At 65.2% G+C, this 22,694-nt stretch carries 21 protein-coding genes; 13 read left to right on the forward strand and 8 right to left on the reverse strand.

Annotation, left to right across the window (positions count from 1 at the left end; translation table 11 throughout):
- Window positions 1-216 precede the first annotated feature (216 nt).
- From NLM27_RS02425 to NLM27_RS02460, 8 genes are all read left to right on the forward strand, one after another.
- Window positions 217-1,812 (forward strand): oxaloacetate-decarboxylating malate dehydrogenase, encoded by a 1,596-nt coding sequence (locus tag NLM27_RS02425; protein WP_254148735.1) that lies wholly within the window; start codon window positions 217-219, stop codon window positions 1,810-1,812.
- Between the two features lie 306 nt (window positions 1,813-2,118).
- A complete protein-coding gene (locus tag NLM27_RS02430; protein WP_254141817.1) occupies window positions 2,119-2,511 on the forward strand; it encodes a BlaI/MecI/CopY family transcriptional regulator in 393 nt (130 codons plus the stop codon).
- On the forward strand, window positions 2,508-5,024 hold the full coding sequence (locus NLM27_RS02435) for a M56 family metallopeptidase (protein WP_254141818.1): 2,517 nt from the start codon (window positions 2,508-2,510) through the stop codon (window positions 5,022-5,024). Before NLM27_RS02430 ends, NLM27_RS02435 begins: the two co-directional genes overlap by 4 nt.
- A 169-nt stretch (window positions 5,025-5,193) precedes the next feature.
- A complete protein-coding gene (locus tag NLM27_RS02440) occupies window positions 5,194-6,675 on the forward strand; it encodes a DUF1800 family protein (RefSeq protein WP_254141819.1) in 1,482 nt (493 codons plus the stop codon).
- Between the two features lie 2 nt (window positions 6,676-6,677).
- Complete coding sequence (locus NLM27_RS02445; protein ID WP_254141820.1) at window positions 6,678-7,928, forward strand: DUF1501 domain-containing protein; 1,251 nt, start codon at window positions 6,678-6,680, stop codon at window positions 7,926-7,928.
- Between the two features lie 236 nt (window positions 7,929-8,164).
- Window positions 8,165-9,274, forward strand: coding sequence for a serine hydrolase (locus tag NLM27_RS02450; RefSeq protein WP_254141821.1), 1,110 nt, complete (start codon window positions 8,165-8,167; stop codon window positions 9,272-9,274).
- A gap of 168 nt (window positions 9,275-9,442) precedes the next feature.
- Entirely contained in the window at window positions 9,443-9,952 is a 510-nt protein-coding gene (locus tag NLM27_RS02455) for a septal ring lytic transglycosylase RlpA family protein (RefSeq protein ID WP_254141822.1), read from the forward strand.
- Window positions 9,953-10,046: 94 nt separating this feature from the next.
- On the forward strand, window positions 10,047-10,202 hold the full coding sequence (locus NLM27_RS02460; protein ID WP_254141823.1) for a hypothetical protein: 156 nt from the start codon (window positions 10,047-10,049) through the stop codon (window positions 10,200-10,202).
- A gap of 308 nt (window positions 10,203-10,510) precedes the next feature.
- On the opposite strand, the gene NLM27_RS02465 is transcribed toward NLM27_RS02460, so the two are convergent.
- From NLM27_RS02465 to NLM27_RS02475, 3 genes are all read right to left on the reverse strand, one after another.
- Window positions 10,511-10,816 (reverse strand): hypothetical protein, encoded by a 306-nt coding sequence (locus NLM27_RS02465; RefSeq protein ID WP_254141824.1) that lies wholly within the window; start codon window positions 10,814-10,816, stop codon window positions 10,511-10,513.
- Window positions 10,817-10,900: 84 nt separating this feature from the next.
- The gene (locus NLM27_RS02470) at window positions 10,901-11,173 is read right to left on the reverse strand and encodes a hypothetical protein (RefSeq protein ID WP_254141825.1); all 273 of its coding nucleotides are present in this window, start codon (window positions 11,171-11,173) and stop codon (window positions 10,901-10,903) included.
- Window positions 11,174-11,304: 131 nt separating this feature from the next.
- Window positions 11,305-13,989 (reverse strand): alpha/beta hydrolase fold domain-containing protein, encoded by a 2,685-nt coding sequence (locus tag NLM27_RS02475; protein WP_254141826.1) that lies wholly within the window; start codon window positions 13,987-13,989, stop codon window positions 11,305-11,307.
- A gap of 190 nt (window positions 13,990-14,179) precedes the next feature.
- On the opposite strand from NLM27_RS02475, the gene NLM27_RS02480 reads away from it, so the two are divergent.
- Both NLM27_RS02480 and NLM27_RS02485 read left to right on the forward strand, forming a co-directional pair.
- Complete coding sequence (locus tag NLM27_RS02480) at window positions 14,180-14,425, forward strand: hypothetical protein (RefSeq protein ID WP_254141827.1); 246 nt, start codon at window positions 14,180-14,182, stop codon at window positions 14,423-14,425.
- A gap of 135 nt (window positions 14,426-14,560) precedes the next feature.
- Complete coding sequence (locus NLM27_RS02485) at window positions 14,561-16,033, forward strand: carboxylesterase/lipase family protein (RefSeq protein WP_254141828.1); 1,473 nt, start codon at window positions 14,561-14,563, stop codon at window positions 16,031-16,033.
- A gap of 7 nt (window positions 16,034-16,040) precedes the next feature.
- On the opposite strand, the gene NLM27_RS02490 is transcribed toward NLM27_RS02485, so the two are convergent.
- Window positions 16,041-16,220, reverse strand: coding sequence for a hypothetical protein (locus NLM27_RS02490; RefSeq protein WP_027547875.1), 180 nt, complete (start codon window positions 16,218-16,220; stop codon window positions 16,041-16,043).
- 154 nt (window positions 16,221-16,374) lie between these two features.
- Here NLM27_RS02490 and NLM27_RS02495 point away from each other — a divergent pair, with 154 nt between their 5' ends.
- Window positions 16,375-17,172, forward strand: coding sequence for a class III extradiol ring-cleavage dioxygenase (locus NLM27_RS02495; RefSeq protein ID WP_254141829.1), 798 nt, complete (start codon window positions 16,375-16,377; stop codon window positions 17,170-17,172).
- A 262-nt stretch (window positions 17,173-17,434) separates the two neighbouring features.
- On the opposite strand, the gene NLM27_RS02500 is transcribed toward NLM27_RS02495, so the two are convergent.
- The 3 genes from NLM27_RS02500 to glgC are packed head-to-tail and all read right to left on the reverse strand — an operon-like array spanning window position 17,435 to window position 20,449.
- Window positions 17,435-17,695 (reverse strand): SemiSWEET transporter, encoded by a 261-nt coding sequence (locus tag NLM27_RS02500; protein WP_212026421.1) that lies wholly within the window; start codon window positions 17,693-17,695, stop codon window positions 17,435-17,437.
- Between the two features lie 37 nt (window positions 17,696-17,732).
- Complete coding sequence (glgA, locus tag NLM27_RS02505; RefSeq protein ID WP_254141830.1) at window positions 17,733-19,190, reverse strand: glycogen synthase GlgA; 1,458 nt, start codon at window positions 19,188-19,190, stop codon at window positions 17,733-17,735.
- Window positions 19,187-20,449: a glucose-1-phosphate adenylyltransferase gene (gene glgC, locus NLM27_RS02510; RefSeq protein WP_254141831.1), complete on the reverse strand. Its 1,263-nt coding sequence runs from the start codon at window positions 20,447-20,449 to the stop codon at window positions 19,187-19,189. The genes glgA and glgC overlap by 4 nt, the downstream gene beginning before the upstream one ends.
- Window positions 20,450-20,734: 285 nt before the next feature.
- Here glgC and NLM27_RS02515 point away from each other — a divergent pair, with 285 nt between their 5' ends.
- A complete protein-coding gene (locus NLM27_RS02515; RefSeq protein WP_254141832.1) occupies window positions 20,735-21,187 on the forward strand; it encodes a hypothetical protein in 453 nt (150 codons plus the stop codon).
- Window positions 21,188-21,313: 126 nt separating this feature from the next.
- Here NLM27_RS02515 and NLM27_RS02520 read toward each other — a convergent pair whose 3' ends face one another.
- Window positions 21,314-22,294, reverse strand: a complete 981-nt coding sequence (locus NLM27_RS02520) for an ABC transporter substrate-binding protein (protein WP_254141833.1) — start codon at window positions 22,292-22,294, stop codon at window positions 21,314-21,316.
- Between the two features lie 176 nt (window positions 22,295-22,470).
- Here NLM27_RS02520 and NLM27_RS02525 point away from each other — a divergent pair, with 176 nt between their 5' ends.
- Window positions 22,471-22,665, forward strand: a complete 195-nt coding sequence (locus NLM27_RS02525; protein ID WP_254141834.1) for a hypothetical protein — start codon at window positions 22,471-22,473, stop codon at window positions 22,663-22,665.
- Window positions 22,666-22,694 lie beyond the last annotated feature (29 nt).

Here is a 22,694-nt window from a genome sequence, read left to right on the forward strand (position 1 = left end):
GCGCCTCCTCACCATGAGGGGTGAGAGTCTTTTATCTCGCGCGCCAATCTCGCTGCGGTGCGAGATCACAATCGAGCCTTGCGTCCCAACGTCCTTGATCTCGGGGGAGCGGTGGCCGACAATGCCGCCGGTTCAATAAGAAACTCCTTGGGGGAATTCGTGAATAGACCTGCCCGGGTCGCTGCCCAACCGACATCGTCCGATCAATCGCACGGCATGACGCTGCTGCGCGATCCCTTGCTCAACAAGGGCACCGCCTTCACGGAATCCGAGCGCGAGGCGCTGGGCCTGCGCGGCCTGCTGCCGCCTTGCGTGACGACAATGGAGACGCAGGCTCAGCGCGTGCTCACCAATCTGCGCACGCTGCCGACGGATCTGGAAAAATACGTCGCTCTGAACGCGCTGCATGACCGCAACGAGGCGCTGTTCTTCCGCGTCGTCGTCGACAATATCGACGAGATCCAGCCGATCATCTACACGCCGACGGTCGGGCTCGCCTGCCAGAAATACGGCCTGATCTTCCAGCGGCCGCGCGGCATGTTCATCTCCTCGCGCGATCGCGGCCAGATCGCGGAGATCCTGAAGAACTGGCCCTATAAGGCGAGGCTCATCGTCGTCACCGATGGCGAGCGCATCCTTGGCCTCGGCGATCTCGGCGCCAACGGCATGGGTATTCCGGTCGGCAAGCTCTCGCTCTATTCGGCTTGCGCCGGCGTTCATCCCGAACTGTGCCTGCCTGTTGTGCTCGACGTCGGCACCAACAACGAAGAGCTGCTGGCCGATCCCTATTATCTCGGTCTGCGCGAGCGGCGGCTCACGGGCGAGGCCTATGACAGCTTCGTCGACGAATTCATGCAAGCCGCGCGCAATACGTTTCCGGGCGTGCTGATCCAGTTCGAAGATTTCGCCAACCATTCGGCGTTCAAGCTGCTGCACAAATATCGCGATGACGCCTGCGTCTTCAACGACGACATCCAGGGCACCGCGGCGGTGGCGCTCGCCGGCCTGTTCTCGGCCCTGCGCGTCTCCGGCGGCAAGCTCAGGGATCAGCGCATTCTCTTCCTCGGCGCGGGCGAGGCGGCGACCGGCATCGCCGATCTCGTGGTCTCCGCCATGATGGCGGAGGGCGCGTCCGAGACGGAAGCGCTCCGCCGCAACTGGCTGGTGGACTCCCGCGGCCTCGTCGTCGGCGGCCGTGAGGGCCTCTCCGGCCACAAGCTGCGCTATGCTCATGCCGGCCAGGCGCCGATCGCCGACTTCCTCACCGCGATCAAGACGCTGAAGCCGACGGCGATCATCGGCGTCGCCGCGGTCGGCGGCGCCTTCACGCCCGACGTGCTCAAGGCGATGGCTGAGCTCAACGAGCAGCCAATCGTGTTCGCGCTCTCCAATCCGACCTCGAAGGCCGAATGCTCGGCGGAGGATGCCTATCGCTACACCGAGGGCCGTGCGCTGTTCGCCTGCGGCAGCCCGTATGACCCGGTGACGCTCAACGGCCGCACTTTCGTGCCGCGCCAGGGCAACAACTCCTACATCTTCCCCGGCGTCGGCCTTGGCGTCATCGCCAGCGGCTCGCGCCTTGTCACCGACGAGATGTTCATGGCCGCCGCCCACACGCTCGCCGATTGCGTCGGCAAGGACGACCTCGCGCAGGGGAGCCTCTATCCGGCGCTGCCGCGCATCCGCGAGGTCTCGGTCCGCATCGCCGCTGCCGTCGCAGACGTCGTGTATCAGCGCGGCCTCGCCGATGGCCCTGCGCCCAACGACGTCAAGGGACTGGTCCAGTCGCTGATGTACGAGCCGCATTACTAGAGCCCGATGACTTTTGATTGACTCGATCTGGCGGCTGGCTCGGTCACCTCTCCCGCTTGCGGGAGAGGTCGGCGCACTTGCGCCGGGTGAGGGCTCTATCCTCTTGGGGAGTTCCACTGCGGAAACACGCTCACCCCAACCCTTCCCGCAAGCGGGAGAGGGAGCGCACCACCCTCGCGGGTCGCAACGCGCCTCGTTAGGTCAGCCCCACACCGCCATTTCCGCCGGAATCGCCGTTGTGCCGCGCGTCCGTATATGCGACTGTCTGTAGCATTACAAGAAAACTCAATCGCAAGGTCAGGTGCCATGGACGATCGTTTGCCCGAACTGGGCGACCTCGAGCGCGAGGTCATGCAATTGGTTTGGGCCCATGGTCCTGTCACGGCCGAGGTGGTGCGTGAGCGGTTGTCGCGACGTCTGAAGGAATCGACGGTCCGCACGGTGCTGCGCCGGCTGGAAGAAAAGGGCTATGCTAACCACACCGTGGACGGTCGCACCTATGTCTACCACGCCGCCGAACCGCGCGCGCGCGTGGCGGCCAAGGCCGTGCAGCGCATCGTCGACTGGTTCTGCAACGGTTCAATTGAAGAAGTTCTCGTCGGCATGGTGGACAATGCGATGCTCGACCAGCAGCAATTGCGCACGCTGGCCGACCAGGTGGCCAAGGCGAAGAAGGCGAGGGGAGTGAAGAAAGAATGATCGCAACTCTGGCGGAGGCGGCGCTGCGCTCCTTTGTGCTGGGAGGCGTCGTCTGGTTCGGTCTCACCCTGTTCCGCGTGCGTAATCCGCACATCCACATGACGGCGTGGATCGTCGTGCTGTTCGCGTCGCTGGCGATGCCCTTCGTGATGCATTGGCCGACGCTGACGATCACCCGGTTGCCTTTGCCGATGCCCGCGCCGGATGAGTTTCTGCCGGCTGACATCTCGATGCTGGAGTCGCCGCAGCCGGTGCTGCCGATCGCGCCCGGTGCCGCCATTGCGCCGGCCAGAAGCGGGCTTTCGATCAATTGGTGGCTTCTCGCCAGCATCGTCTATGCCGGGGGCGCCGGCCTGTTGCTGCTGCGGCTCGCCATCGGCCTCTGCCTGACCTGGCGCCTGGCGCGCGCGGCAAAGCCGATGAAGAGCCTGAAGATGATCGACGCCGATGTACGCGTCAGCCGCGACGTCGGCGGTCCCGTCACCTTCGGCTCGACCATTCTGGTGCCGCCGCAATTCGCCGGCTGGGACGCCAAGAAGCGCCTCGCGGTGCTCGCGCATGAAGGCGCGCATGTCGCCAACCGTGATTTCTATGTCCTCCTGCTCGCCTCGCTCAACCGCGCGGTGTTCTGGTTCAGCCCGTTCTCGTGGTGGCAACTCGCGCGTCTCGCCGAGCTTGCCGAGATCATCAGTGACGCCCAGGCGATCGAGGTGATCGAGGACCGGCTGTCCTATGCGGAAATCCTGCTCGATTTTGCCAGCACGGTAAGACCGCGGCCGGTCGAGCTTGCGATGGCGCGCGCCTCGACCGTGCGCGCCCGCGTCGAGCGCATCATCGCGGCGGCCGCGATGCCCGTCGCGGTCGGCTGGCGCAAGCGGCTGTCGATCGCAGCCGCGATCGCGCCGGTCGTGATTGTCTCCGCCGGCATGATTGCCTATCGCGCGCCGGACTTGGCGCCCGTCGCCGCGGAGACCGGCGAGATTCCGACCCAGCATTACCGTCCCTTTGTCAATTTCTACGCCATGGGCCCGGCCTCGGTGTTCGCCATCTTCCGCGAGGGCGACGAGCTCTACGGACAAATCACCGGGCAGCGCAGGCTGCGCCTGACGGTTGGGAGTGACGGCATGGCGGCGTACGCGGCCTCGTCGGGCGAGATCACGTTCCCGATCGAAGCGGAGCGTCGCTCCTCCGAGCTGATGCTGCGCATGAACGGCCGCGACGTGCGCGCGGTTCGCGTTGCCGAGATGCCGACGCCGGCGTCCGATTCCGCCTCGCTCGATCAGTATGTCGGCTGGTACAGGCTGGCGCCGAACCGCGTGCTCACGGTGCGCCGCGACGGCGACCGTCTCTGGTTGCAGGAAACCGGGCAGGGCGCGACGGCTGTTCTCGCCGAGGGGACCGACGCCTTCTCCTTCGGCGGCGATCGTCTGCTGATCTTCCTGCGCGACGAGCAGGCGAAAGTCTCGCGCGTGCTGGTGCAGAGCGCGGTTTTCGGCGCCCGCCTCGCAGCCCGCGTCGATGCGGGGGTGGCCCAGGCGGTCGAGGCGGACTTTGCGCGCCGCCTCGCGGAAGTCCCTGATCGATTTAGGGAGCAGGTCCCGGTCGCGGGGGGCAAGGAGATGATCCTGCGCGGCATCGAGGATCTGCGCCGCGGCACGCCGAACTATGATCGCATGAGCGCGCCGCTGGCAGCCAAGATCCACCGGCAGCTCAACGAAATGCGCGCGACGTTCGCGGCGCTCGGTGAGGTCGAGTCGATCTTCTTCCGCGGCGTCGGGCCCGGCGGCTATGACATCTACGGCGCGAAGTTCGAGAACGGCACGGCCGAATTCCGCCTGATGCTCGAGCCCGACGGCAAGGCCGGCGACGTGATCTTCCGGGCCGACGGCAATGACGAGCTCGGCGGCATCCTGCCTTGCTCGGAAGAGGCGAGCGCGCGCGGCCGCGCCGGCACCTCGCCGATCAGGATCATGGTCTATAACGAGATGGGCGACGACATCCAGGTCTTCAATCTCGACGCCGACGGCAATCGCAAGGCGCAGAGCGTCGTCAGGCCCAACGCGTCCTGGGCCTCCACGACCACCGTGAACAGTCCCTGGGTGATTGCCGACAAGTCGGGGCGATGCCTCGAGGTCCTGATGCCGGGCCGGCAGACGCGCTTCCACAATGTCGAAGCCTCGAACATTGGCGCGAAGCCGGGGCGGGCGGCACGCCGCGCCGTTCCGATTGCCAATGGCGAGGAGATGCTGCGCCGCTACATCGAAGGCGTCGGCAAGGGCCAGCCCGACTACGACCGGATGACGGCGGAGGTGGCCGACATCACGCGCCAGCAGCTTCCGATCGACCAGGCGATCCTGGCACGGCTCGGCGCGTTGCGCGCGGTCTCGTTCCGCGGTGTCACCGCGCTCGACAGCGACATCTATGTCGCCCAGTTCGCCAATGGTTCGGCGGAATGGCGCATCGGCGTCAGGAACGGCACGATCACCAAGATCGCGTTGGGGCCGAATTTCTAGGACGATGTCCACCGCCGGTCTGTCAGACCGGCGGCTCCCGATTTCTTGACAGCGGTGCCTCAATCTCCGCTTGCTGCCTCACATCCTGAATGCTACGATTTGTAGCATTACGGTTCGTAGCCGCGAACGGCAAGCTGTCGGTCAGGCTCGAAAGAATTGGGCATTCGCCATGAGCAGTTCTGCAAAGGCCGAAGCTGTGCTTGCGCTCCATCGCTTCGGGATGGGGCCGCGACCGGGATCGATTGCCGCCATGGGCACCGATCCGCGCGGCGCGCTGATCGCCGAGCTCGACCGTCCGCTGATGCTGGGTGCCGCGGCCAGTCTTCCCACCAGCGCAAAGGCCTATCGCACCGTTGCCGACGCCAATGCGCGGCGAACCGCGCGTGCCAAGCAGGCACAGCAGCGGGCCAAGAAGCAGCAGATGGCTGCGGCATCAGCCGCATCGGGCGACCAAGGGCAGATTCAAGCACAGCCCGAAGGGCAAGCGCAGGGCTATGGCCAAGAGAAGGACGCCGCCGAGACGGCGGCGAAGCAGGCGGCCGACGCCGTTCCCGATCCCGGCCGTCCGATCTATCTGCAGGAAGCCAAGCTGCGCACGGAAGCGGCGCTTGCCGCCGATATCGGCTTTGCCGAGCGGCTGGTGTGGTTCTGGTCCAACCATTTCTGCATCTCCGCCAACAAGATCCAGAGCATGTCCGGCGCCTATGAGCGCGAGGCCGTGCGTGCCCATACGCTCGGCCGTTTCGTCGATCTGCTCCAGGCCGTCGAAGGCCACCCGGCGATGCTGTTCTATCTCGACAACCTCGGCTCGATGGGCGCGAACTCGATCGCCGGCATCAACCGCAGCCGCGGGCTCAACGAGAACATCGCGCGCGAGATCATGGAGCTCCATACGCTCGGCGTGCGCACCGGCTACACCCAGGACGACGTCATCAGCTTTGCCAATGTGATGACAGGATGGACGCTCGTTCCGCCGGGAGACAATCCCGAGCATGGCGGCGAGTTCATCTTCAATCCGCGCCTGCACGAGCCCGGCGGGCAGACCGTGCTCGGCAAACGCTACGAGCAGGACGACGTCGAGCAGGGCCGCGCCGTGCTGCGTGATCTCGCCGTGCATCCCGCGACCGCAACCCATGTCGCGACCAAGCTCGCGCGCCATTTCATCGCCGACGAGCCGCCGCCGGCGCTCATCGAGCAGATGGCGAAGAGTTTTCGCGACACCGAGGGCGACCTCAAGCAGGTCGCGATCGCAATGGTGTCGTCGGACGACGCCTGGCGCGGACCACCGTCAAAGCTCAAGCGTCCCGGCGAATGGGTCGCCGGCATGGTGCGTGCCACGGGCATCACGCAGGTTGATCCGGTGCGCTACACCGCAGGCCAAGAGTTGCTCGGCGAGGCGCTGTGGCGTCCGTCCGCGCCCAAGGGCTATCCGGATGACGAGGCGAGCTGGATCGACGGCGTCGGCCGGCGGCTCGACGTCGCCAACAATTTCGCCGAGCGCATCACCGGCACGGTCGATCCGCAAGCCATCATCGAGGACGTCTTCGCATCGCAGGTGGCGTCCGAGGTGAAGCAGGCGGTCGGCCGCGCCGAGACCCGGCAGCAGGCGCTGGCGCTCTTGTTCATGTCAGCGGATTTTCAGAGGAGGTGAACATGGGCTTCGTCGATCACCTGCCCACACGGCGAGAGCTTCTGGTCGGCTCCGGCGCGCTGTTCGCATGGAGCCAGATGCCGCGGATCGCGCGCGCCGAAGGGCGCGATCCGCGCCTGCTCGTCATCGTCCTGCGCGGCGCGCTGGATGGATTGGGTGCGGTCGCGCCAGTCGGCGACCCCGACTGGATCGCCTTGCGAGGCGATCGCGCGCTGCTGCTGGACGGCAAGCCGCCGGCGCTGCCGCTCGATGCCTTCTTCGCGCTCAATCCGGCGATGCCGAACCTGCACCGGCTCTACAAGAGCGGCAAGGCCGCGATCGTCCATGCCACCGCGACGCCCTATCGCGAGCGCTCGCATTTCGACGGTCAGGACGTGCTGGAGAGCGGCATGTCAAAACCCGGCGCGACCGCATCGGGATGGCTCAACCGCGCGCTGCTCGCACTGGAATCGGGCGACCGCGTCGATCCACGTGGCAGCCGTGCGCTCGGTATCGGCTCGGTGACGCCGCTGGTGGTGCGCGGCGCCGCGCCTGTCATGACCTGGGTGCCGCAGAAGCTCTTGCCGGCGAGCGAGGACACGCAGAACCGCCTGCTCGATCTCTACCGGCACACCGATCCGAAGCTTGCAACCGTGCTTCAGGCGCGCATGAAGCTAGCCTCGCTCGACGGCGCGGTGGGCATGGGCGATCCGATGTCGGACGATCCGACGCTGGCGCCGGCCGGCATCGCGCGCGTGCGCGCCTATTTCGCCGACGCCGCCGGCACCGCGGCGCGCTATCTCGCCAAGCCCGAAGGTCCGCGTGTCGGTGCCATGGGCTTCGTCGGCTGGGACACGCATATTGCCGAAGGCGCGGCATCGGGGCAGCTCTACAATCTGCTCGGCGCGCTCGACGGCGCCTTCGCGGCGATCGAGAGCAACATGGGTGAGGCGTGGCGGGAGACTGTGGTCGCCGTCGTCACCGAGTTCGGACGCACCGCGCGCATCAATGGCACGCAGGGCACGGATCACGGCACCGGCACGGTCGCCTTCCTCATCGGCGGCGGCCTTGCCGGGGGGCGCGTGATTGCGGACTGGCCGGGCCTGAAGCCGGCGCAGCTGTTCGAGGATCGCGACCTCAAGCCGACCACGGACTTGCGTTCTGTGCTGAAGGGGCTGCTGAGGGATCATCTGCGGGTCGACGAGAAGGCGCTGGCCGATGCGGTTTTCCCCGGCAGCACCGACGTCAAGCCGATGGGAGGCCTTCTGGCATGAAGGCGCGACGTGCATGTTGACGCAAAGAGAGCTCGATTTTCTCGCCAGCTTGAAGACGGACTGGCGAAGGCTCTATTGGCGTGAATTCGCGCGCATCCTCAGGGAGAATACGCAGCCTGGTTACGCCGGCGCTGAAGTTTGCTCTGGGCCGCAACAAGGGTGATGGATAGGCTCGAATGAGGCGGCGCCAATTCATCTCACTTCTCGGGGGAGCCGCACTGGCGCCACTGTCCGCGTTGCCGGGCTACGCGATCGCACCCGACGGCTGCGGTGTCCCGCTTGAGCGGAACGACGGCTGGCCGGTCGGCTCCGTGCATGACGATAGTCTCGTCAATCGCGAGGCGCTGTGCGGGATGGCTGATCGACTCGCCGCGAGCGAGGCCAACTTTCATGCCGTGCTTGTCGCCCGCAATGGCAAGCTGTCGTTCGAGCACTACTTCAAGGGAGCCGACGAGATTCCCGACGGCATTTTCGGCCGCCGCGTGGAAACCGTCGCCTTTGATGCCGACACGCTGCATGACATGAAGTCGGTGTCGAAGAGCGTTGCGTCGCTCGCAGTCGGGATCGCGATAGATCGCGGGCTGATACGCAGCGTCGACGAACCGATCTTCAGCTTCTTCCCCGAGCTGTCCGACTTGCGTTCCCCTGAAAAGGACCGCATCCGGTTGGTGCACGTGCTCACCATGTCGATGGGCCTGAAGTGGGTGGAAGCGACGCCCGCCACGGGCGACTACGACAACGACGAGTCGCGCATGCACATGGCATGGGATCCGTGCCGTTACGTTCTCGGTCTTCCGGTGACCGCCGCGGCGGGGCAGGAGTTCTTCTATAACACCGGCGCGCTCATGCTGGTGTCGGCCATCGTCCGTAAGGCGACAGGACGTCCCCTCGATGAATTTGCGCGTGAGACGTTGTTCGAGCCTCTGGGTATCACCAGCACATCGTGGCGTCGGTACCGGGGGGATACCGATGCCGGAGGGGGATTGCGCTTGCGACCACGCGACATGGCCAAGATCGGCCAGATGGTCCTTGCGGGCGGCCGCTGGAACGATCGCCAAATCGTTTCCAAGGCATGGATCGACGCCTCGACGGCAGAGAAGATCAAGGCGACGGACAATCAGTCTTACGGATACCTATGGTGGCTCGGCCAAGCGCGCCTCAATAACCGGAAGGTCAACTGGATCGGCGCGCTGGGGCGCGGCGGGCAGTCGATCCGCATCGTCCCGCAGCTCGATCTCGTCGTCGCGGTGACTGCGGGCTATTATCAGGATTACAGCCCGGAAGCGTTTCGATTGCAGTTCGGCGTATTCAGGGACGTGGTGCGCGCGATCCCGCCTCCGGCCTGAGCCGGGCCGCCGCTCCCAGGAGGCAGTCTCCGTCCCGATTCAGGACCTGGCACTGTGGTGTAATCGTCACAGCTGACGCGAAACGGCGGTGGCCTCAGGCCCGCTTTTGTTCCGACAAGGTTCTGCCCTCATTGCCCACCGAAATCCGGCCATTCGGAGGGGCGTACCATGTCTCGCATCGCACGTGCCGAAAGTGCCCGGATTTCCCTCGCAACCTCGTGCCGGCTGCTGCTCGCCATCACCGGTGCCGCCTCGCTCGCCGCCTGCGCGCAATCGCCGGTCGGTCGCCAGAAGGCCGATCTCGCCGCGACCAGCCGGCAGGCCGCGGTGGAGCGCCCACACAGGGTGGCAGCGCTGCATCCGCGCCCGATCAGGCGGGCGCGCGTCGCAGCAAAGCAGACTGCCTCGCACGGTGTTGCCAGCTTCTACTCGGATACGGAGACCGCGAGCGGCGAGAAGTTCGACAAGAACGAATTGACCGCGGCGCATCCGAGCCTGCCGTTCGGCACCAAGCTGCGCGTCACCGACGTCTCCTCCGGCCGTTTCGTGACCGTCAGGGTCAACGATCGCGGACCCTATGTTCGCGGGCGCGTCGTCGATGTCTCCCCTTCCGCGGCCGAGGCACTGGGTATGGTCGACAAGGGCATCACCAACGTCCGGCTCGACGTCGTGCGATAGGGCGCGACTCATCAAGACGAGGCGGCGCGCTTAACCGGCTGTTAGCTGCTTCTCAAGCACCATGGTTGCCCAAGCAATTCGGGGGAGGCGGCGCTTGAACACGATCCAGTATCTCGAAGATCAGGCCGCGCGCGCCGAGCGGCTGGCCAAACGGATCACGGATACGCTGACGATCGAGAGGCTCCTGACATTCGCCGGCGAGCGCCGCCGCGAGATCGAGGTCATCGCCGGCAGGCGCCGCAGCGCCTAACTCCCGCGTTCCATGCCCTGGTTGCATTCGCCCTCGCCGCGGGGTGCGGAACTTCTTCTTTTCTCCTGCGTCATGACAGTGATTGAAGAGGAGGACATCATGGGTTTTGGACGAGGTGCTTTGCTTTGGTTGCTTGGCGTGCCGTTGCCGATCGTTCTGCTGCTGGCATTGTTCTGGCACCACTAGAGCATGATCCGGAAAAGTATGGAGCGGTTTTCCGACAAGATCATGCTCGAACAATAATGCTATCACACGAAAGCGCCGCGGAAGCGGCGCTTTTTTGTTGCCCGCGCAATTGACGCAAGCGCTCAGGAATGACTCTCGACGAAGTCGCTGAGATAATCGGGCAGCCTCACGCCATCGATGTCGCATCGCGCCTTTATCTCGCCGGCGACATCGGTCGAGATGTCCTTCATCCAATGCTCGAGCGTGTTGAACGAAATCACCTTGATTGGATCGTTGAAGCAGCCGGCGACGAGTTCGCCGATCGTGGCTTCGAGATCGCTTCGCTCGATCCGGATTTCGGTCGCCCGGTCGAGGCGATCGATCACCACGAACAGGGTCTGGTCTGCGCCGTAGGGCACGACGAAAGATGGTACGCCAGCTTCAAGCATCTCAGGCACTCGCGACTTGGCCCCGATGCCTGTTAACGGGAAAAACCGGAAGAAGGTTCCTGCGCGCGAGATTGTGAAGCGCCGTCAGAGAAATTCCCGTAAGCGCGAGAGCTCGATGACGTGCTCGGGTGAGAGGATGTCTGTGACCAGCGGTGGCTGCGCCACGGTGCGAATCTCATAGAGGTGCCGGGTTGCCGCCGGCTTCCCCATGAACACCGAGATGCAATCGTCGAGCGTGCCTTCGCTCACCTGATAGGAGTCTCGGTCCGGCCTACGCTGATTTGCCAGCGACGGCCATTTGTACAGCACAGCCAGCGCGCTGAAATCGACCTTTGAATCCCCGGCCGCGTCCGCCATTGCCCCGCCTCACGCAAAAAAGCCCCAGTACGCCGACTTGCGCACCGGGGCTCACACCTGTCGCTGCATCTCAATGCCACGAACACTCAACGCGGCGGCCGGGGAAAGGTTCCCTGGCCGCCCTATTCCTGTCAGCTCGCGGCCGCCGCGATCCTTTGCCCCGGGCTGGCGTGACTGTTCTCGTCGCCGCGGCTGATTTCCGGCGGCAGTCCGGCGAAGCGCCGCAAGGCCCCGGCCATCTGCACCCGGCCCGGCACGCCCGTGATCACCACGTCCACCATCGCAAAGGAGGAGTGGAAATGCCCGCGCGCCTTGAGCTGCTCGACTTGGACGCCGGCAGCTTCCATCGCCTCGGCATAGGCGATGCCCTCGTCACGCAACGGATCGAACTCGCAGGTGACGACGAGGGCCGGCGGCAGCCCTTCGACCTTGCCGCGCAGCGGCGAGACGCGCGGGTCGGTGCGGTCGGCCGGCGAGCAATAGAGGTCCCAGAACCAGTACATCAACGAGCGCGTCAGGAAATACGCGGTCGCATTGTCGTTGTAGGAGGGACGATCGAAGCTGCAGTCGGTGACCGGGCAGACCAGCAGCTGGCCGGCGATCTCAGGCCCGCCGCGGTCGCGCGCGAGCTGGCAGGTGACGGCGGCGATGTTGCCGCCGGCGCTCCAGCCGGCAACCAGCACCGGGCCCGGCTTGCCGCCGAGCTCGGCGGCGTGCTCGGCGATCCAGCGCGTCGCCGCATAGCCGTCCTCGGCCGCGGTCGGGAAGCGATGCTCCGGCGCGTGGCGGTAGCCGACGCTGACGAAGATCATGCCGGTCCGCCGCACCATGTCGCGGCAGAACGGCTCGTCCGACTGCTCGTCGCCGAGCACCCAGCCGCCGCCGTGGAAATAGACCACGACCGGATGCGGTCCCGGCGTTGCCGGCTTGTAGACACGGTAGGGCAGCGCACCGTCGGCGACGGGCAGGGTGCCGTCGACGATGTCGCCGATCAGCCGCCCCGCGGGGCGGCCCTTGTTGAACTCGTCGACGAAGGCGCGGGCGCCGAGTGCGCCCATCGACTCGATCGGCGGCAGGTTCAGCGACGCGAGCAGGTTCAGCACCAGCCGCACGTCCGGCTGGAGGCGCACCGCCTCGCCGTCATTGCATTGCGCGGCGCCATTGGGGCCGGTGAGCTTGAAGCCGAGCATACCGCGGCTGACCACCTCGTCGCAGATGCTGCGATAGGGGCCGACACCGCCGGTATAGGGCATCAGGCCCTGCACCTTGCCGGGCACGTTGGCGCCCGTGTACCAGGTGTTGGCGAGCCGATGCAGCGTCACCATGGAGCAGTCGGCCATGTGCCGGCCCCAGCCGGTCTGTGCCGTCTCGGTTGGCTCGATCGTGGTGAACCCGGCGTCGCGCAGCGCTGCAAGGCGGTCGACGACCCAGTCGACATGCTGCTCGATCGACACCGCCATGTTCGACAGCACCGACGGGCTGCCGGGGCCCGTGATCATGAAGAAGTTCGGGAAGCCCTCGACCGTGAGGCCGAGATAGCTCTGCGGTCCCTGCGCCCAGACGTCGGAGAGCGACTTGCCGCCGCGCCCGGTGATGGGATGCACGGCGCGGATCGCGCCGGTCATGGCATCAAAGCCGGTCGCGAACACGATGACGTCCACGTCGACGCTGCGCTTGGCCGTCGTGATGCCGCTCGCGGTGATCGCCTTGATCGGCTCCTGGCGCAGGTTGACCAGCGTGACGTTCGGCCGGTTGTAGGTCGCGTAGTAGTTGGTATCGAGGCAGGGACGTTTTGCCCCGAAGGGATGGTCGTGCGGCATCAGCGCCGCCGCGGTCTCGGGATCCTTGACCGCGGCGCGGATCTTTTCGCGGATCAGATCCTGGACGATCTTGTTGCCGTCGACATCGACCGCCTGGTCGGCCCAAAGCTGCGTCAGGATGTGGACGAGGTCGCCGGCTGCCCAGGCGCGTTCGAACCGCTCACGACGCTCGGCATCGCTGAGCTGCCAGCTCACGACGGTCTGCTGAGGATAGGGCACGCCGGTCATCGACTGGCGCGCCTGCTCGCGATAGACCGCGCGGTCGCTCTGGAACAGGTCCATGCGGTCGGACGGCGAAGGGCCGTTATGCGCGGGCAGCGCGAAATTCGGCGTGCGCTGGAACACGGTGAGGTGCGCGGCCTGCTCGGCGATCAGCGGGATCGACTGGATGGCCGACGAGCCCGTGCCGATCACGGCGACGCGCTTGCCGGCGAGGTCGACGCCGTCATGCGGCCAACGTCCGGTGAAATAGACCTTGCCCTCGAAATCCCTGACGCCGTCGATCTCCGGCGGCTTTGGCGCCGAAAGGCAGCCGGTGGCCATGATGTAGTGACGGCAGGAGACCGGCGGCCCGTTGTCGGTGGTGATCAGCCAGCGCTCGGCGGCCTCGTCCCATTTGGCTTCCACGACCTTGGTCTTGAAGCGGATGTCGTGCCTGAGGTCATAGCGGTCGGCGACAAAGCCGAGATAGCGCAGGATCTCGGGCTGGGTCGCGTATTTCTCCGACCAGGTCCAGGCGGTCTCGAGCTCCGGATCGAAGGTGTAGCTGTAATCGATGGTCTGGATGTCGCAGCGGGCGCCCGGATAGCGGTTCCAGTACCAGGTACCTCCGACATCGCCGGCCTCGTCGAGGGCGACCGCCTTGAAGCCGGCCTTGCGCAGGCGATGGAGGAGATAGAGGCCGGCAAACCCGGCGCCGACCACGGCGACATCGACCTGTTGGGCTGCTCCACTCGTCGCCTTGGATTCACGCGCGGCGACCATTGCGTCAGGCATGGCATTCCTCCCGTGTATTGTGTTTTGCCCGCAGGCTATCGCTGCAGGTTCGGCTTGTCATCAGGACAAGTGCAATCTTCGGTAGTCGTTTGCGGCGTCATCGTGGCCGCGCGAAGCTTGTGGCGATACACGCACCGCGATGCACCATCGCCGGGATTGTCCGGGCTAATCAGACCACATCCTTCTGTGTATGCTTGCGCTTACAAGCCACGCGTACCAGAGCGTCATGACAGAGTTGAGTGAGCGAACCAAAGCGAACATGGACGTCGTCCTGGAGGAGACCTGCCGGCAATTGCCGCATGGCGGCGATCACGACAGCCGCAGGTTCATCGCCGAGCGCCTGATCGAGGCGGCCCGGTCAGGCCACTCCACGCTTGGAGAGCTCGGCATCATCGCGCGACGCGCGCTGGCGGAACTGCTTGCCAAGGGCGGTTAGGCCGCGGGTGCGAAGGTGCGCTTCCCCGCCCCGCTCCTTGAGAGCTCCTTGGGGGAGAGGTGAGGGAGGCTTGCCTCGCTGACGGCCGCGGACGTAACCTGCCATAACCGTTCCGCGCATCGAGATACTCCGAAGATGCGATCCGTGCTCGCGCTTCTTGCTGCCTCCATTGGTCTGTGCTGCGCCGGCTTGGCTGCGGCCCAGCCGGTCGGACAATTTCCATTCGCGCTGACGCGTGAAGGACAGATGCTTGGTGCCGTCGAGGGCGAGGTGGCCTCCTTCAAGGGACTGGCTTACGCGGCGCCACCGCTCGGCGCGCTGCGCTGGCGCCCGCCGCAGCCGACGGCCGAGAGTTCGGAGATGCACACCGCCTACGAGTACGGCGCGCCATGCCTTCAGCCGTCGTTGCCTGCCGCGCGCGAGGATTGCCTCACGCTGAACGTGTTTCGTCCCTTCGGGGTCGACGGTCCGCTGCCGGTGATGATGTTCATCCATGGCGGCGCCTTCGTCATGGGCACCGCGAGCGATCCGGTGTTCGACGGCGCCAGGCTGGCGCAAGCCGGCCTCATCGTGGTCACCGTGAATTATCGCCTCGGCGTGCTCGGCTGGCTCACGCATTCCTCGCTGTCGGAGGGCGGCTCCGGCAATTACGGCCTGATGGACCAGATCGCGGCGCTGCATTGGGTCCACGACAACATCGCGGCGTTCGGCGGCGATCCGAACAACGTCACCCTGTTCGGCAACGGCGCAGGCGCGACATCGATCGCATTGCTGATGCTGTGCCGGCAGGCGCGCGGCTTATTCCATAAAGCCATTCTGCAATCGCTGCCCGGCCGTGCAGCTCTGCACTCGCCGCAGGAAGCCGAGCTTGTGAGCGCGCATTTCGTCGAGGGACTCGCTTCCGAGCCGGATCTGCGGGCAGTCCCGCCGGCGCGATTGCTGGCTGACGAAGATCGCCTGCTGGAGAAATTCGCGCACGCCTTTGTGCCGGCAATCGATGGGAGCCTGGTGACGGAGGACATAGCTGCGGGATTTACCGCGGGGCACGAGAGCCGCGTTCCCCTCATCATCGGCTCGAATGATGACGAGACGCGTTTCGGCGACGAACTCGACGTCCAAGACGAGCTCGCAGCATCAGGCCGCATGATCGATGGGCTGCGCGAGCTCTATCCCAGCCTCGCGAAACCTTCGGAGCTGAAGGCTCGGTTCTATACGGACAAGGTCTTTTCCGAGCCGGCAAGACAACTGGCTCGTCTTCACGCGGCCACGGGCGCGCCGAGCTTTCGCTATCGCTTTGGCTATGTGCCCGAAGCGCGGCGCGCAAGTCCCGATCGTGGGCACGGACGCGAATTGCAGTTCATCTTCGGTGTGGAAGGCGTGCCCGGTGCAGGAATTTTTTCGCGACGAGATCGCGAGGTTGCGAGCCGCATTCGCGGTTACTGGATCAATTTTGCAAGGAGCGGCGATCCCAATGGTCCCGGTCTGCCCCGCTGGGACGCGGCCGCAGACCGTGATCGTCTGCTGCTGATCACCAACGATCGCATCGCGAGCGGAGACGACCCCCTCGCGGAGCGTCTCGATCGGATCGCAGGTGAGAGCAGGAAATGAGTTGGAGTTAAGCCGCGAGCTCGACGCGCGGCGCCGGGCTCAGCCGGTCTTCTTCCAGATAGTCCATCGCGCCGTCCTTCTCGACGGCATAGAACTGCTGGCCTTCCCGCGACTTGAAGGCGGCGCGCACGACGCCGCGGCGGCCCTTGTCACTGTTGACGACGTCCCCCAGCGCAAACTTCCTCATCTTCCGTCCTCGTCTTCTGGCCGACGGCTTCGGCCACGTCAGGGATTTTGGAAGGCAAATCGTTAACGGCTTGCTAACCATACGGCTTTGCCTATGCTCGTCGCCGATCGCGCGGGCAGCTCGCACGCGCCTGTTGCCAACGAGACACGAGCCCATGACGCGATTTCCAACCTTGTTCCTGTCGCATGGTGGCGGCCCCTGGCCGTTCATGGAGGACAGGCGGGTGCAATATGCGAAGACCGCCGCCGAGTTCGGCCGGCTGCCGCAGCTGCTTCCCGAGAGACCGAAAGCCGTGCTCGTCATCACCGGCCATTGGGAGGCCGATGCCTTCACCGTGTCGACCTCGCCGCAGCCGCCGATGGTGTACGACTATTACGGCTTCCCCGAGCACACCTATCACCTCAAATATCCGGCGCCGGGCCAGCCCGAGCTCGCCGCGCAAGTGAAGGCGCTGCTCACGCAGGCCGGCCTCGATTGCCGGGAGGATCCCGATCAGGGCTTTGATCACGGCACCTTCGTGCCGCTCGGCCTGATGTATCCGGCCGCCGACATGCCGATCGTGCTGCTGTCGATGAAGTCGAGCTATGATGCGGCCGAGCATATCAGGGTCGGGCGGGCGATCGCATCGTTGCGCGACGAAGGCGTCCTGATCGTCGGCAGCGGGCTGACCTACCACAACATGCGTGGCTTCAACCGGCCGGAGTCCAAGCCGGTCTCATATGATTTCGAGGCCTATCTGAACGAGGCCATCAGCAATCCGGATGCGGCGCGCCGCAATGCGATGCTGGTCGACTGGGAGAACGCCCCCAGCGCGCGCCTTGCGCATCCGCGCGAGGACCATCTGCTGCCGCTGATGGTCGCGGCCGGCGCCGCCGGCAGCGACGTCGGCAAACGCGTCTTCGTCGACGAGGTCGCGGGCGTTGCGATGGCATCGTATGTGTTTGGTGGCTAACTCTTCCTTCTCCCCTTGTGGGAGAAGGTGGCGCGAAGCGCCGGATGAGGGGTATTTCTCCGCGAATTCAAATCGCGAGTTGGACTTGCCGAGACCGACCCCTCACCCAAGCGAGTTTGCATCTACCGGCGTCGCTGCCCTCTCCCACAAGGGGAGAGGGCGTATCAACGTGCATCTCGGTGCGAGAGCATGACACATATCGAGCCGAGCACTCGATCCCCTTCTCCCACGATGGGAGAAGGAAGAGGGGAGGGTCGTTGCCTCACCCGTATCTCAGCTTCATCACCAGAATGCCGCCGGCGAGCAGCATGGTGACCGCGTTCGAGGCGATCAGCGGAGCGTCGCCCGAGAGCAGGCCGTAGATCAGCCAGAGCGCGAGGCCGAGCACCATGACCAGGAACATGCCGAGCGAGATGTCTCCGGTGGAGCGGGTCTTCCACACCTTGATGGCTTGCGGCGCGTAGGCCACGGTGGTGCAGGTGGCGGCAGCAAAGCCGATCAGCTTGATCACGAGAGGGTCCATGCCGATTCTATAGCATGGATTCGACGATGGTCATGCCTCAGGGGCGGCGGGATGCCATGAGGTCACGATAGAGCGCAGCATAGTCACCGGCGCGGTTGCGCCAGGAGACGTCGGTCGCAAGGCCGTTTCGTTGCAGCCGGCGCCAGGTCGGCTTATCATGGAAGGCGCTGTTGGCCTTGCGTAGCGTGCCGGCGAGGGCGTCCGCCGTCACGGGGCCGAACTTGAAGCCGGTGGCGTCATGGCCGGTCGCGTCGGCCTCGTCGATATCGACGATGGTATCCTCGAGGCCGCCGACTTGCGACACGATCGGGACGGCGCCATAGCGCAGCGCGCAGAGTTGGGTCAGGCCGCACGGCTCGAAGCGCGAAGGCACGATCAGCGCGTCCGAGCCGGCCTGGATCAGATGGGCCAGGATCTCGTCGTAGCCGATCACGACGCCGATCCGGCCGGGATGGGCGCGTGCGGCGGCCTGGTAGCCCTCCTGGAGATCGCGATCGCCGCTGCCGAGCAGCGCGAGCTGCATGCCTTCGCTCAAGATGGTTGGAATGGCCTTGAGCAGGAGATCGAGTCCCTTTTGCCAGGACAGGCGGCTGATGACGCCCAGCAATGGCGCCTCGTCCGAGGAATCGAGATTGAACTGCTGTTGAAGCACCGCCTTGTTCGCGGCCCGGAATGTCAGATCTTCCGCGCCGAAGCGGTAGGCGATGTGCGGGTCTTCCTGAGGATTCCACACCGATATGTCGATGCCGTTGAGGATGCCGCTCAGCACGCTCGCGCGTGCGCGCAAGAGGCCGCCGAATCCCATGCCGCCTTCGTCGCTCTGGATCTCCCGCGCATAGGTCGGCGACACCGTGGTGACGCGATCGGCAAATTGCAAACCGGCCTTCAGGAAACTGATGCCGCCGAAATATTCGATTTCGTCGACGTTGAAGGAGTGCCAGGGCAGGCCGATCGCACCGATCAGCTCGGGCGCGAACTTGCCCTGATAGGCCATGTTGTGAATCGTCATCACGGTGCCGGGCCGCGGACGGTTGTCATAGTGCAGATAGGCCGGTGCGAGCCCCGCCTGCCAGTCGTGGGCGTGCACAATGTCGGGCACGAAAGCCGGAACCAGGCCGTGCCCGATATCGGCCGCGACACGTGACAGCGCGGCAAAGCGCAGGCCGTTGTCCGGCCAGTCCATGCCGTCGCTGGTGACATAGGGGTTGCCCGGCCGTGCGTAGAGATGCGGCACGTCGAGCACGAACAGATCGAGCCCGTCGTGCGAGGCTGCGAGCAGCCGGCCCGGTCCGCCGAAATAGTTTGGCCAACGCCAGATTTCCTCCGCGCCGGCGAGCATCCGCGTCACGTCGGGGTAGCCGGGCATCAGCGTGCGCATCTCGACGCCATGCGCCTTCAGCGCCACCGGCAGCGCGCCGGCGACGTCGGCGAGGCCGCCGGTCTTGACGATGGGGTAGACTTCAGAAGCGACCGCGAGGACGCGAACAGGCCTCATTTATTGAGCCCGTCGATCATCGGCTGGGTGATCAGCGAGATGCCTTGCTCGGTGGTGCGGAATCGTTTCGCGTCGAGCTCGGGGTCTTCGCCGACGACGAGGCCCTCCGGAATCTCGACGCCGCGGTCGATCACGACGTTCTTCAGCCGCGCGCCGCGGCCGACATTGACGTAAGGCATGATCACGGCATTCTCAACATTGGCGTAGGAATTGATGCGCACGCCGGTGAACAGCAGCGAACGGCGCAGCGAAGCGCCGGAGATGATGCAGCCGCCCGAGACCAGCGAGCTCACGGCCTGGCCGCGCCGGCTCTCCTCGTCGTGAACGAACTTGGCCGGCGGCGTGATCTCCGCATAGGACCAGATCGGCCAGGCGCGATCGAACAGGTCGAGTTCCGGCACGACGTCGGTGAGATCGATATTGGCGGACCAGTAGGCATCGACGGTGCCGACGTCGCGCCAATAGGCGCCGTTGTGGGCGCTGGAGCGCACGCAGGAGGTCGAGAACTGGTGCGCGAACGCGCGGCCGTTCTGGACGAGGTAGGGAATGATGTCCTTGCCGAAATCGTGGTTCGAGTTCGGATCCTCGGCGTCGCGCTTGAGCTGGTCGAACAGGAACTTCGCGTTGAATACGTAGATGCCCATGCTGGCGAGCGAGACGTCCGGCTTGCCGGGCATCGGCGGCGGATCTTTCGGCTTCTCCAGGAACGACTGGATCCAGCCCTTCTCGTCGATATGCATGATGCCGAAGCCGGAGGATTCCGCGCGCGGCATCTCCAGGCACCCGACCGTGACGTCGGCGCCGCTCTCGACATGCTCGCGCAGCATCACCTCGTAGTCCATCTTGTAGATATGGTCGCCGGCCAGCACCACGATGAAGCGGCAGGCGTGGGATTCGATGATGTCGATGTTCTGGTAGACCGCGTCCGCCGTGCCGACATACCACATGTTCTCGGACACGCGCTGGCTGGCGGGAAGGATGTCAAAGCTCTCGTTTCGTTCCGGGCGGAAGAAGTTCCAGCCCATTTGAAGGTGCCGGATCAGGCTGTGCGCCTTGTACTGGGTCGCGACCGCGATCCGGCGGATGCCGGAGTTCACCGCGTTCGACAGCGCGAAATCGATGATGCGGGATTTTCCCCCGAAATAGACCGCGGGCTTGGCGCGCCGGTCGGTCAGCTCCAAAAGCCGGCTGCCGCGCCCACCGGCGAGGACGAAGGCCAGCGCCTGGCGGGCAAGCGGCTCACTACCGACGGCACTCATGTTCTTCCTCCCACGCTCTGGCGCATGCCGGGACCTTTTGTCGCGAGAAGCCCCACGGTCCTGCGCCCATTGGAACCGATAGTAACGGTACGAATGCTAAATCGGGAAGTCCGTTGTTGGTTGCGGGCGCGGGAAGCTTAATGCTTTGCCCTCGCCATCCAGCGACGCGCCGTGGTCGGGCTTGTGCGCCGCACGCAAAAATCTGGGCTTTGACTTGGCGCAGGGATGTCCGATCATGGCATTGCGATCCTTTTCCAAGCGAAACGTCAGACAGGGAGTAAGACGATGAGGATCTGGAAAACGGCAATTGCCTGTTCGCTTGCCGGCGTGGTCATGGCCGGCCAAATCGAGCAGGCCGCGGCGGGTCCGATGCCGACCAACGTCGCGGCCATGAAGGCTGCCGCCGGTGACGATGTCACGCCGGTGTATTGGCGCGGCCGAGGCTGGGGCGGCGGCTGGGGCTGGGGCCTCGGCGGCCTCGCAGCCGGCGCGATCATCGGCGGTGCCATCGCCAGTAGTGCGCCTTACGGCTATGGCTATTACGGTCGTCCGTATTATGGCGGCTATGGATACCCGGGCTACGGCTATGGTTACGCGCCGGCGTATTATGGCTACGGGCCGAGCTACGGGTATGGCGGCTACTACGCGCGTCCGCGCTACTACGGCTATCGCGCCTATCGTCCATATTACGGTCCGCGCTACGGCTATTACCGGCCCTATTATCGCGGCTATTGGTGAGCGCCTCGCGCGGCTAAAGCGAGAGCCACACGATCAGGCTCATGCAGGCGAGATGCGCGAGCACGATCGCGGCGAGATGCAGCGGGCCGGCCTTAAGGCGAAGGCTGTGCATCTCGCCGCCTCCGCTCAGTTCGAGCCTGCGGCCGCGGCCGTGAAGCTGCGGTCGACGGCTTTGCCGACGTCGAGCTTTTTCGGCAGGATGCGATAGCGCGTCGAGCGGTCGGAGGCTGCCTGCACCTCCTTCACCACGCTCTCGTCGATCACGATCGGGCTGGTGCGCTGCGCGGTGTAGGCCGAGAGCAGCACGTCTTCCGGCAGCTTGGTCAGCTCGGCCGTGCTCTTGGCATATTGCGGAAGGTGATCAAGCGACCACAGCCGCGCCTTGTTCAGCCGCTGCACGAGGTCCTGCACCGCCGCGCGCTTGGTGGCGATGGCGTTGTCGGAGGCGACGATGAAGGTGATGGTCGGCGTCAGGCCCTCGCCGTTGGCGATCACGCGGGCCTTGTCCTTCAGCGTCGCGAACGAAACGTAGGGCTCCCACACCGCCCATGCGTCGATCGAGCCGGCAAGCAGCGCGATCTTGGCGTCGACCGGTCCGAGTGGCGCGAAGGTCGCATCCACCAGCTTGATCTCCGCCTTCTCCAGCGTGGCGTCGATCAGGAACTGACCCCAGCCGCCGCGCGTGCCGGCGAGCCGCTTTCCCTTGAGGTCGGCCGCCGATTTGATCGGCGAATCCTGGCGCACCAAGATCGCTTGTGTCTTCGCGTCGGATCTCGTGCCGCCGATCGCCTTGATCGGCGCGCCGGCGGCATAGACCGACAGGAAGGAGAGATCGCCGGTGTAGCCGACGTCGAGCGCACCGGCGTTGAGCGCTTCCAGGATCGGCGCGGCCGCGGGAAACTCCGACCATTCGATTCTATAGGGCAGATCCTTGGCGTAGCCGGATATCTCGAGCAGTGACCGGTTGCCGCCTTTCTGGTCGCCGACGCGCAGCACGACGGTGTCGGCCGCAAGCGATGCGGCGGCCGTCGACAAGGTAACGACGGCGGCAAGCAGCGATGCCGCGAGACGGCGGGTGATGGAATGACGATGGGAGTTGATGCGCATGTAGCCTGTCTTGTTGCTTTGCTCACAACGCGTGAGCGAACGATGCAGCGAGACAATCAAGTCTATGAGCACCCAACATGCAGTCAATGAAATGGCCGTTTGTATTGCGCGTGTGTCGGGCAAGGACGTTTCAGTGAAGCGCTGCTTTCGAGAATGTGCGGCGTGCGCGGCCGAAGATGCGCAAGAACGAGGCAGAAGAGGGCGTCTCAGTGCGATCTGCCGGTCGATGCCTCATCGAAAATCCTTTCATCGTTGCCGCGCACGGCGATGGAGAGAATGACTTTCCGTCGCACTACATTCGAAATTCCATTTCATTGACGATGCAGTGCCTGCGCCGCATGATTTGCGCATCGCATCAACGCGGCGAATGACCGCCGCAGAACGACATTCTCTCAACGCA

Source organism: Bradyrhizobium sp. CCGB12 (genome assembly GCF_024199845.1).
In the GTDB taxonomy this organism is placed as follows: domain Bacteria; phylum Pseudomonadota; class Alphaproteobacteria; order Rhizobiales; family Xanthobacteraceae; genus Bradyrhizobium.